General features: G+C 61.9%; 10 protein-coding genes. 8 read left to right on the top strand and 2 right to left on the bottom strand.

The annotated features are described in order from the left end of the window. Positions 1-19 precede the first annotated feature (19 nt). The 7 genes from EN939_RS08435 to EN939_RS08405 all read left to right on the top strand — a co-directional run bounded on the left by EN939_RS08435 (position 20) and on the right by EN939_RS08405 (position 7,289). Entirely contained in the window at positions 20-1,042 is a 1,023-nt protein-coding gene (locus EN939_RS08435; RefSeq protein WP_127267660.1) for a glycosyltransferase, read from the top strand. A 290-nt stretch (positions 1,043-1,332) separates the two neighbouring features. After that, positions 1,333-1,731, top strand: coding sequence for a hypothetical protein (locus EN939_RS08430; RefSeq protein WP_127267659.1), 399 nt, complete (start codon positions 1,333-1,335; stop codon positions 1,729-1,731). 149 nt (positions 1,732-1,880) lie between these two features. Continuing rightward, positions 1,881-2,738 (top strand): family 16 glycosylhydrolase, encoded by an 858-nt coding sequence (locus tag EN939_RS08425; RefSeq protein WP_127267658.1) that lies wholly within the window; start codon positions 1,881-1,883, stop codon positions 2,736-2,738. A gap of 67 nt (positions 2,739-2,805) precedes the next feature. Beyond that, positions 2,806-4,137, top strand: a complete 1,332-nt coding sequence (locus EN939_RS08420) for a UDP-glucose dehydrogenase family protein (protein ID WP_127267657.1) — start codon at positions 2,806-2,808, stop codon at positions 4,135-4,137. Positions 4,138-4,229: 92 nt separating this feature from the next. Beyond that, positions 4,230-5,672: a GMC oxidoreductase gene (locus tag EN939_RS08415; RefSeq protein WP_127267656.1), complete on the top strand. Its 1,443-nt coding sequence runs from the start codon at positions 4,230-4,232 to the stop codon at positions 5,670-5,672. 13 nt (positions 5,673-5,685) lie between these two features. Continuing rightward, the gene (locus tag EN939_RS08410; RefSeq protein ID WP_127267655.1) at positions 5,686-6,135 is read left to right on the top strand and encodes a hypothetical protein; all 450 of its coding nucleotides are present in this window, start codon (positions 5,686-5,688) and stop codon (positions 6,133-6,135) included. Between the two features lie 74 nt (positions 6,136-6,209). Further along, positions 6,210-7,289 carry a glycosyltransferase gene (locus EN939_RS08405; RefSeq protein ID WP_127267654.1) on the top strand — a complete coding sequence of 360 codons (1,080 nt, stop codon included), beginning with the start codon at positions 6,210-6,212 and terminating at the stop codon, positions 7,287-7,289. Positions 7,290-7,307: 18 nt separating this feature from the next. Here the strand turns inward: EN939_RS08405 and EN939_RS08400 are convergent, their stop codons facing one another. Further along, complete coding sequence (locus EN939_RS08400; protein WP_127267653.1) at positions 7,308-8,330, bottom strand: phosphoribosyltransferase family protein; 1,023 nt, start codon at positions 8,328-8,330, stop codon at positions 7,308-7,310. A gap of 52 nt (positions 8,331-8,382) precedes the next feature. Beyond that, a complete protein-coding gene (locus tag EN939_RS08395) occupies positions 8,383-9,879 on the bottom strand; it encodes a lipopolysaccharide biosynthesis protein (RefSeq protein ID WP_127267652.1) in 1,497 nt (498 codons plus the stop codon). A 185-nt stretch (positions 9,880-10,064) separates the two neighbouring features. Between EN939_RS08395 and EN939_RS08390 the strand changes: the two genes are divergently transcribed. Next, the coding region (locus EN939_RS08390) for a glycosyltransferase (protein ID WP_127267651.1) at positions 10,065-10,984 on the top strand (920 nt) is incomplete at its 3' end.

Below are 10,984 nucleotides of genomic sequence, written 5' to 3'. Positions count from 1 at the left end.
CTGTACGAGAGGCAAATCCATGTCGATGACGAAATTCGAGGTCTGCGTGATCATCGCGGCAAAAAACGCCGCAGCGACAATCGCCGTCGCCATCGCATCCGCGTTGCGCGAACCGGAAGTGGCGGAGGTCGTCGTTGTCGATGATGCCTCTACCGACGACACCGCCGATGTCGCACGATCCGCCGATGATGGCAGCGGGCGGCTCTCCGTGATGCGCCTCGATGTCAATCGCGGCCCCTCCTTTGCCCGCAACGCAGCCATCGCCGGCTCGAAATCGCCGTTCATCAGCATTCTTGATGCCGACGATTTTTTCCTCGAAGGCCGGTTTCGCAACCTGTTTGCCGGGGCCGATTGGGATTTCGCAGCCGACAACATCATGCTGATCAGGGATGATGCGACGGGCGACGCGACGAAAATCGTCGCGCCGCAATTTGCCGCCGATCCGGAATTCCTCGATTTCGAGCGCTTCGTCGAAGGCAACATCTCCAGGCGCCGCGTGCAGAGGGGCGAACTGGGCTTCTTGAAGCCGGTGATAAGCCGTGCCTTCCTCCACCGCCACGGGTTGAGCTACGACGAGAGCCTGCGGCTGGGCGAGGACTATGAACTCTACGCCCGCGCAGTCGCATGCGGGGCGCGGTTCAAGGTCATTCGCTCCTGCGGCTACGGCGCCGTCGTCCGCGCCGATTCTTTGAGCGGCCGCCACAAGACTCAGGACCTGAAGCGTTTGGCCGATGCGGATCTGGCGCTGCTGGCGATCGACAGTCTGCCGGAAGGCTCGAAGGCGGTGCTGCGGCGGCATGAACGGCACGTGCGCGACAAATATCGGCTGCGCAATTTCCTTGACGTCAAGGCTGAGCGGGGGCTGGCATCGGCCGCGGCTTACGCTTTCGCCAGCCTGTCCAACCTCGTCCCCATCGTCCAGGGCGTGGCTTCCGACAAGCTCGAGGCGCTGTTTCGTCGCGTCGGCCTTATGTCCAGCCAAAAGCCTGTGCCGCCGCGGCGCTTTCTGATGGCTGGAACCAGCATGGGCAAGGAACGCTGAGAGCGAGGCCCGAGGCCTGCGGTTTGTCCGCTCGCGACACGTCATCACGCAAACCATTTCGGCTGGATTTATGAGTTTACGAATTGGGTGGTTGCCTCGCGGCTCCGACGATGGCAGTCTATGTTGCGGTGCAGCATATTGGACGACCAGCCGAACTGGCCCCCGATCGGATTGGTCCGATGTCTCTCCTTCAGAGGAGCAGGACAATGCAAGGCGAGTTTTTGAGCCCCGGCTGCGGGGATCGGCCAGAAGCCCGGCCCACAAGCCGGCGATGACAGGAACCTGAGCCCATGGCCTCGATATTCGGTTTCAGATCAAGGGATCCGGCCCGCGACCGGCAGGCCGATGTTTCACGTCTTGATCGTCTGGCAAAGCTGTTCGAACAAATTGCGGCCGAGATCGAGGCCGAAAGAACCGGGCTTGAGAATCGCTACCGGACAACGTCGACCAACGCCGCCTTCCTGGTCGAAGCCATGGAGAACGGCTCAGCTTCCGACAAGCGGTCTTCGGAAGTCAGCGCACTGACACAGTCAATCCTGAATTGCGAACGCCGCATTGCAGCGCTGTCGCGCCAGGACGGCATGATGAAAGAGCTCCGTCATTCGCTGGATATGGTCTTCGACGAGGACGCCGATTCGGCCGCCGCCTCGGCGGAATTCGCCTGGCCGGCAGGCGCCGGCAGAGGTTGAAACGTGAAGGCTCGGAACTGTTGCAACAGATTTGATGCAAGGCGGGAAGCAATCGAGAGGGTCACAGGGAAGGTCAAGGTTGGCCCGTTCAGGAGCGGTTCGCACGTCGACTTTGGGTTGGGGACACACAGCGCAAAGGTGAGTTTGATATGAAGTCGAATCCGAAACCTACGACGGCAATTGACGCGCCGCCTCTCGCATATCGGACCGGACAAGCCGCCTGGCGACGGCTGGGGTCGCTCGGTGCGTTGCTGCTGGCTGCTCTCGGCGGTTTCCCGGCAACCCCTTCCTACGCCCAGGACATTCCGACATCGCCGTCCTTCGTCGATGATTTCAAAAGCTTCGATCGTGCGCGCTGGTATGTTTCCGACGGCTGGAACAACGGCAGCCATCAGAATTGCACCTGGTCGAAAGGCATGGTCGAACTGTCGAATAATGTGCTTTCGCTCGGCTTCGAAAAGCAGACGCTGAAGGATCGCGACTACGTCTGCGGCGAGATCCAGACCAAGCAGCGCTTCGGCTACGGCACCTATGAGGCACGGCTGAAGACCGATACCGGCTCCGGCCTTAACGCGGCGTTCTTCACCTATATCGGTCCCAGCGACAAGCAGCCCTGGGACGAGATCGACTTCGAGGTGCTGACCAAGGACACCTCCAAGGTGCAGGTCAATGCCTATATCGCGGGCAAGGGCAAGAACGAGAAGCTGGTCGACGTGCCGGGCGGCACGGAGAACGCCTTCAACGACTACGCCTTCGTCTGGCAGAAGGACAGCTTGCGATGGTACGTCAACGGCCAGCTGGTGAACACGATTACCGACCCGGCGAAGCTGCCCAGCCATGCACAGAAGATATTCTTCAGCTTTTGGGGCAGCGATACGATGAAGGGTTGGATGGGAGCGTTCGCGGATCCGGGCCGCAAGCTTTCCCTGCAGATCGAGCGGGTTGCCTTCACGGCGCTCGGCGAACCCTGTCAATTTCCGGAATCGCTGGCATGCAGTGTAAAGTAGTTGGGAAAGTCGATTTGAACCGGCGGGACCGAAAACGGTCCGCTGCCTTGCATGGGAATGAAACCGAATGAATTTGACGGTGTTTGGAATTGGCTATGTCGGCCTCGTGCAGGCTGCGGTCCTTGCCGAAGTCGGGCATCAGGTGGTGTGCGTCGACATCGACGCCGCCAAGGTCGAGCGGCTCAACCAGGGCCTGGTTCCCATTTTCGAACCCGGTTTGGAAAACCTCGTTAAGGAAAACCATGCTGCCGGCCGCATCAAGTTCACCACCGATGCCGCCGCCGCTGTCAGGCATGGCGAGATCCAGATGATCGCGGTCGGCACGCCGCCGGGCGAGGACGGCTCGGCCGATCTCAAATATGTGCTGGCCGTCGCCGAGACCATCGGCCGCGAAATGGACAAACCCAAGATCGTCGTCGGCAAGTCTACGGTGCCGGTCGGCACCTGCGAAAAGGTGAAGGCCAGGATTGCCGACACGTTGAAGAAAAGAGGCCGCGAGGACCTGGCTTTCGATGTCGCTTCGAATCCCGAGTTCCTCAAGGAGGGGTCCGCGGTCGCCGATTGCATGAAGCCGGACCGCATCATCGTCGGCACCGACAGCGAGGACACCGAGGCTGTGATGCGCGAACTCTACGCGCCGTTCAACCGCAACCACGAGAAGATGATCGTGATGGACGTGCGCAGCGCCGAATTCACCAAATATGCCGCCAACTGTATGCTGGCGACCAAGATCAGCTTCATGAACGAGATGGCCAATTTGGCCGAACAGCTCGGCGCCGACATCGAGGAGGTCCGCAAGGGCATCGGCAGCGATCCCCGAATCGGCTACCATTTCATCTATCCGGGTCTGGGTTATGGCGGTTCGTGCTTCCCCAAGGACGTGCGGGCGCTGATCAAGACCGCCGAAGGCGTCAAATTCGACGCCAAGCTGCTGCGTGCCGTCGAGGAGCGCAACAACGCACAGAAATCGGTTCTCTTCGACAAGGTGGACCGCTATTTCAAGGGCAACCTCAAAGGCAAGACCTTTGCGCTCTGGGGCCTGGCCTTCAAGCCCAACACCGACGACATGCGTGAGGCGCCGGCGCGCGTCCTGATGGAAGCGCTCTGGAAGGCCGGCGCCAATGTGCAGGCCTATGATCCCGAGGCGATGCAGGAATGCCAGGCCATCTACGGGCTGCGCGACGACCTGCTTCTGTGCGGCACCAAGGAGGCGGCGCTGCGCGGTGCCGATGCGCTGCTGATCGCCACGGAATGGAAGAGCTTTCGCGCGCCGTCTTTCGACGCTGTGAAGGATGCGCTGATTACGCCGGTCATCTTCGACGGCCGCAACCTCTATGACCCCAAGGTCATCGCCCGCCACGGCATCGAATATCACTCGATCGGCAGAATGGCGGCATGAGACCAGGCCCTGGCAGACGGATGCAAGACCGGTCCGCACATGGCCTGCGGGCGCTGGGACTGAGCGCGTATTTCTGTGTGGAGTTGTAGCCGATGGTGCTGGACGTAAAGCCGGAGCAAATCACCAAGGATCATTTCGATCTCGTAGCGATCGGTTCCGGCTTCGGTTCGGCCTTCTTCCTGCACGAGTTCGCCAAGCGCCGAAAGGCACGCATTCTGGTGCTGGAGTGGGGGCGCCACAACACCCATGAATGGCAGCTCGAGCAGAACGTCAACACCGACATCGAAGACGAAACGACCTATAAGACCAATTCCAACAAGCCGTGGAACTACACGATCGGACTGGGTGGCGGGACGAACTGCTGGTTCGCGCAGACGCCAAGATTTCATCCCAATGATTTCCGGCTGAAAAGCACCTACGGTATCGGCAATGACTGGCCGATCAGCTATGACGACGTCGAGCCGTTCTATTGCGACGCGGAAGACATCATGTCGATCTCCGGCGATCCCGACATGGCGGCGATGCTGCCCCGCTCGAAGCCGTTTCCGCAACCGCCGCATCGCATGTCGACACCGGACAGGATGATGAAGGCGGCGCAGCCCGGCCAGCACTTTGTCATGCCAACCGCGCGGGCGCGGCTGCCGACATCACAACGCACCTCGTGCTGTGCCAATCTGCGTTGCTGGCTGTGCCCGGTCGACGCCAAATTCACCGTCAACAACGGGTTGATGCACGTCTTCGAGCATCCCGACGTCTCGGTCTGCCTCGGTGCGGAAGTCCGCCGGCTCGATCACGTCGGCGGCGCTGTCCGTTCGGTCACGTTCCGCCATGACGGCAAGGAATACCAGGTCAGCGGCGATCTCTTCATTCTCGGCGCCAATGCCATCCAGAGCGCGGCGATCATGCTGCGATCCGGCCTGGGCGGCGAATTCGTCGGCAGCGGCCTGCATGAATCCTACGGCTGGAATTTCGAGGTCTATCTAGACGGCGTCGACAATTTCGACGGCAGCACCATCACCACCGGCCTGAATTTCGGCCTCTATGATGGTCCTCACCGATCGGAGCATGCGGCGGCACTGGTCTATTTCGAGAACCGCTGGCAGCACGGACTGCGTGCCGAAAAAGGGCGGCTACGCCAGGCGCTGCCGCTTGTCGTGGTCACCGAGGACTTGCTCGATCCCGAGAACTTCGTCACGCTTGACGAGGATGAGAATGCCTTCGTCAGCTTCAAGGCGCCATCGGACTATGCGGTGAAGGGCATGACGCGCGCTCTGGAGAAATTGCCTGGCCTTCTGGCGCCGCTGCCGATCGAAAAGCTCTTCGACCGCGGCATTCGGCCGAGCGAATCGCACGTCCAGGGCACGCTGAGGATGGGTACGGGCCCAGCCGATTCGGTCATCGACAGCGGCATGATCCACCACCAGCTCAGAAATCTGGTCGTCGTCGGCACAAGCACCTATCCGAGCTGCTCCTGCGCCAACCCGAGCCTGACCGCGGCAGCGCTGTCCTTGCGGGCGGCGAGCCGGATCGCGTGAAAGGAGGTATCGCATGATCGAGATTTCCAGACGCTCGGCCCTGGCCGTCATGGCTGGCGGAGTGGTTTCGACAGGGGTCGCCTACGCCGCCGTTTCCTCGTTCTCGGACGAGGATCTGGTGCGCGTCACGCTGGAAAAATACCTTGGCAAGTTGAACATCCGCATCGAGCATCTGCAGCAGTTCGTGCTGGCGTTCCGCAACAGGAATCCGTGGAACTTTCCAAGCGAAAAACTAAGCGACGCCGTCACGCTGGTGGAGGAACTCAAATTGGGCGCAGCACGCCGCCTGCTGCCCGAGCGAAAGCGGGAAGATCTGGTGCATTTCGACCGCTGGGTGGTCGCCGAATTCCATATGCTGACGGACTACGCCTGGCGCAGTTCGCCCAACGACCCGATCCGATTTACCGGCTGGCAATCCTGTACCAATCCCTTCGCCAATCTGGAGCCGCCGAAACTTGCCTGACGTCGAAAGCGAGGCGGCGGACTTTGCCTGTTGTCTCCGAGCAAGGAATACGAGATGCGACAAGGAGCCCGATCATGAAAGTTCTCTTTGCAGGCGGCAACGGCTACCCGCCCGAGTTCAGCGGCGGCGTTCAGTCGAGCACGCATCATCTGGCCGAACAGCTGATCGAGCACGGTCATGAAGCCGCTGTGCTCGCCGCCCTGTTCGGTGATGGTGTCTTCGGCTTCAAGGCGCGCGCCAAGATGAAGCTGCTGCGGCAGCCGGCGGTTGTCGACAGCTATCCCGGCTATCCGGTGGTGCGGGCCTGGTTTCCCTGGGAAGCAGCGGGCTATGCCGTCGACAGGCTGAAGCCCGATGTCGCCGTGGTCCAGTGTCACAAATCGGTTCCGATCGGCAAGGCGCTGCAGGCGGAGGGCGTGCCTCTGGTCGTCTATCTCCGCAATGTCGAGTTCCATGAACTGGGCGGCGATCTGCGCGAATTGCATTCCGCGCTTTACATCGCCAATTCTGACTTCACCGCACGTACTTACAGACAGGAGTTCGGCATCGAGGCGGTGGTGATCCCGCCAACCATCAACCCGGCGCACTACTCGACGCCGACGACGGGCCAGTTCGTCACGCTGATCAACCCTTATGAGGAAAAGGGGTTCGAGCTCGCGGTGCGGATTGCCGGCGCCTGCCGCGAAATTCCATTCCTGTTCGTCGAAAGCTGGAAGCTCGACGACGATCACCGGGCGCGGATCGAACAGACGATCGCTCCCTTGGGCAATGTCGTCCTGGAGAGCCGCACCAGCGACATGAAGACGGTCTACGGCCGCACGAAGATCCTGCTTGCTCCCAGCAAGTGGGAAGAGGCCTGGGGCCGCGTCGCGTCGGAGGCCCATTGCAGCGGAATCCCCGTTGTCGGCTCGCGGCGCGGCGGTCTGCCCGAAGCGATCGGCTCCGGTGGCGTGGTGCTGGATTATGATGCACCGCTGGCCGACTGGGTCGCGGCCGTCAGGCGGCTGTGGAACGACAATCAGGAATATGACCGGCTTTCCAGCCTCGCCCGCAGCTTCGCCGGGCGCCCGGAACTCGATCCCGATCGCCAGTTCATCACCTTCTTCTCGATACTGGACAGGGCCATGCAGCAGCGCGCGCGACAGGCGGCCTGACGGCGCCGCCTGAGCAGGTCAGGCCGGGCGCTTGACCCGGCTTTTCAGCGTCTCGTAGCCGCGGGCGCCAAGCAGCGCGCGGGCAATGGTCTTGGCGGCGCTTTTGCGGCCCTCTTGCGACTTGATCTGCCGCAGCCTTGCCGGCAGGTTCCTGGCCGCCTGACCAAGTGCCGGCAGCGACAGCGTGTTGGGAAAGCTGACCATATGCGTTTCGACGCACAGCACCGGCTTGCCTGACAGTTCGGTGATCCTCAGCGCCTGTTCGTGCTCGCTCTCGATGAACAGGATGGCATCGGACTTGCGGTAGAAATCCGCCTTGAAACTGCCATGCGCGCCGAGCCGTTGCCGTTCCGCCTTGCTCGGCAGGTCGAGCATGATCAACTGGTCGTATTTGATCTCATGCTTGGCGAGCCATGCCTCGGTGAGCGCGCGGTATTTCTCCAGTCGGCTGGTGACCAGCCAGCCGATCCTGTGGGTCGCGACATGGAGCGGCCGCGCTTCGCTGAGGAATTTTTCATAGGCCGGGCCGTCGTCGTTTTCCGCCTCTGTCGGATCGAGGCACAGCACGCCGTCAATGTCGACGCAGCATTGCGCCAGGAATTTGTGATGCATGAAGTTCCACTGGAACATGCGCGGATGCGGCACGACTTCGAAGACGAGGTCGGTTTCCTGGTGCTGGGGCTCAAGGCCGAACACGGCGGCAAAGGTGAACTCCGCCTTGATGCCCGCAGCCTGGATGCGGGCGCGTGCGTCACGCATGGCGTTGCCGCCAGCGACGCTGTCGTCGATCACCAGCACCTTGCGCATCTCGGAAACCTTGCGGTCGAGAGCGGCACGGCGCTTGGTGACGCCAGACGTATAGATACGCCCTTCCAGGAAGCTGTCGAGATCGGTCATCGGGATGTTCGCGGCAAGGCTGACCAGCGTCGCTGCCAAAACGCCGCTTCTCGGCACACCGACCACCAGGTCGATGTCGCGTGGCAGCCGGTGCAGGCCCCTGACAATGGCGTCGTTCATATCGGAGATCGATCGGTAGTGCATGGTTCAGACCTGGTCCTGGAGGAGATGTCCGTAGCAGTCGAAGACGCCCAAATTATTGCGCTTCGCGCGCCGCCGCCGCAGGCAGCCTTGCCGGCAGCATCTTGAGGGCCTCGCGCAAGGCTTCGCGGCCGGAGGCGAATGCCAGTGCGATGACGATGGTGATGAGGTAGGCGAGCACGGCGCCGCTGGCCAGGGCGACGACATGCTGCTGCGGCAGCGCTGGCTTGATGAACCAGATGCCGGCCAGTGCCAGATGGGCGCCAAGCACGAACGGCGTTGCCGCGCGAAGTACATGGTGCGCCTGAAGCGGCCCGCTCTTGCCGACATAGAGCCACAGGAACGGCGTCCGCAGATATTCGCTGATCGCATAGGCGATCGCCACGCCCAGCGCGCCATAGGGCAGGCCGAGCATGAAGGCCAGCACCGACGTCACGGCCGTTATGATGCCCCAGCGCATGAAATCGCCGGAGCGGCCCTGGCTGACGAAAAGCCACCCCGCCGGATTGTTGAGCGGCTGCAGCAGCCCGGCAAAGCCGAGCGCCAGGAAAATCGAGGCGCTTGCGCGCCATTGCTCGCCGAGCACGAAGGGGATCAGCACATCCGACATCGCCGTGGCGAAGGCGACGCCGGGAAGCGCCACCAGCAGGATCAGCGGCATGACGCGCAGGTAGGCGCTGCGGTAGCGATCCGGCTCATCCTTCAGCCTCGAAAGCGCCGGAACCATCACCTTCGACAGCGGGTTGGTGATCTGGCTCAGCGGAAACAGAAGCAGCTTGTAGGCGCGGTCATAGAGGCCGAGTTGCGCCTCGCCCCAATATTTGCCGATCAGCACATTGTCGAGGTTGCGGGCAAAGAAATTGGCGAAGTTGAAGCCGGTGATGCCGGCGCCGAAATTGATCAGCTCGCCGATGCCGGCGACCTTGCGCGGCAGGCCCGGACGCCAGCGCGAGCTCGCCCAATAGCAGAGCGTCGGCAAAACGGCACCGGTCAGCGTGCCGGCAAACAGGGCCCAATAGGAGCGATCGATAAAGGTCCAGGCGATCGACACCGCAAGCCCGGCAATGGCGCTGGCGACGTCGATGACGGCCAGCCGGCCGAACTGCATGCGGCGTGTCAAGAGCGCCAGATGCTGGGCGCCCAGCCCATAGGCCATGATCTGCAGCCCGAACGCAGCCACCAGGCCCGTCACGCGCGGCTCGCCGTAGAAGGCGGCAACCAGCGGCGCCGCACCCGCAAGCACGCAAGCCAGGATCGCGCTGACCGCGACATTGATCCAGAAGAGGTAGTTCACCTCCTCATGCCGGATGCCCGACTTCTGGATCGTCGCCTGGGTCAGGCCGAAATCCTGGAACAGGGCGATAAAGGCAAGCACCGGCGCGCACATCGCCACGACGCCGAAATCCTGTGGCGACAACAACCGCGACAAGACGATAACGGACAGGATCTGTGTCGCGACCCGCACCGATTGCGCCATGGCCGTGACAACCGCGCCGCGCCCAACCGATTTGCGCAAGGAGCCTTCTGGCGGATCGAATGCATTGGCTTCCAAATTCAGGATTCCTGATTTTTTACGTTGATTTCCGAGCCCGAAAATCCACGACCGCCGCCGACCACAAACTACGGCAATAATTTTGCAGTGCAACAGAAAACGTGGACCGCCGCACCAAAAATGTTGCGATGCAGCAAGACCTGTACTAGCATTCCCTCGGGTGGGCCAACAGCGGTCGAGTTTTTATGCTGCATGTCTTGTACCTTGTGCACGACGTTTCCGACCCGGCGGTGCGCCGGCGGATCACGATGCTCAGGGCAGGTGGGGCCCAGGTCACTTTGGCCGGCTTCCGTCGCACCGCGAATCCGATTGCGGATATCGAGGGACTGCGGCCGATCGACCTCGGCGCGACGCGTGACGGGCGATTCGGCCAACGCCTCGCGGCCGTCGCCAAAGCAGCCGTTTCGATAGGCTCGAAGCTTGGCGGTATGCCAAAACCGGATCTCATCATCGCACGCAACCTGGAAATGCTGGCGCTTGCCCGCCGCGCCAGGTCAGCCTTCGGTGCATCGGTTCCGATCGTATACGAGTGCCTCGACATTCATCGGCTTGTGCTGCGCAACGATGTCCTGGGCAAGGCGCTGCGCGCCACCGAGCGCTTTCTGGCCAGGGATGTGAAGCTGCTGGTGACCAGTTCTCCTGCCTTTATCGCCAATTATTTCAAGCCGTTCGGCCAGGTTGCGGCACCCATCGAGCTGGTCGAAAACAAATATTTCGAGGCCGCGACGATCTTGCCCGGCGCTCCGGAGACTGAAGAGAGCCCGGTCGGTCCGCCATGGCGGATCGGCTGGTTCGGTGCGCTGCGCTGCCGACGCTCACTCGAGCTGCTGGCCGATTTCTCCCGCCGCATGGAGGGCCGCTTCGAGATCGTGCTGCGCGGACGTCCGGCTTTGTCGGAATTCCCTGACTTTCACGGCTTTGTCGAAGCCGAGCCGTGGCTGTCGTTTCTCGGGCCCTACCGCAATCCGGAAGACATGGCGGCGATCTACAACGATGTCCATTTTTCGTGGGCGATCGATTTCTTCGAGGCGGGGCAGAACTCCGAATGGCTTCTGCCCAACCGGCTCTATGAAGGCTGCCGTTTCGGAGCGGTGCCGATCTCGAT

This window comes from Mesorhizobium sp. M7A.F.Ca.CA.002.05.1.1 (assembly GCF_003998335.1).
GTDB lineage: Bacteria > Pseudomonadota > Alphaproteobacteria > Rhizobiales > Rhizobiaceae > Mesorhizobium.
This window is presented reverse-complemented; position numbering and strand designations above follow the sequence as displayed.

Coding starts and splice junctions, on each gene's coding strand:
- EN939_RS08405 (WP_127267654.1), top strand. CDS start 6,210: ATGAAAGTTCTCTTTGCAGGCGGCAACGGCTACCCGCCCGAGTTCAGC.
- EN939_RS08430 (WP_127267659.1), top strand. CDS start 1,333: ATGGCCTCGATATTCGGTTTCAGATCAAGGGATCCGGCCCGCGACCGG.
- EN939_RS08435 (WP_127267660.1), top strand. CDS start 20: ATGTCGATGACGAAATTCGAGGTCTGCGTGATCATCGCGGCAAAAAAC.
- EN939_RS08425 (WP_127267658.1), top strand. CDS start 1,881: ATGAAGTCGAATCCGAAACCTACGACGGCAATTGACGCGCCGCCTCTC.
- EN939_RS08410 (WP_127267655.1), top strand. CDS start 5,686: ATGATCGAGATTTCCAGACGCTCGGCCCTGGCCGTCATGGCTGGCGGA.
- EN939_RS08420 (WP_127267657.1), top strand. CDS start 2,806: ATGAATTTGACGGTGTTTGGAATTGGCTATGTCGGCCTCGTGCAGGCT.
- EN939_RS08400 (WP_127267653.1), bottom strand. CDS start 8,330: ATGCACTACCGATCGATCTCCGATATGAACGACGCCATTGTCAGGGGC.
- EN939_RS08415 (WP_127267656.1), top strand. CDS start 4,230: ATGGTGCTGGACGTAAAGCCGGAGCAAATCACCAAGGATCATTTCGAT.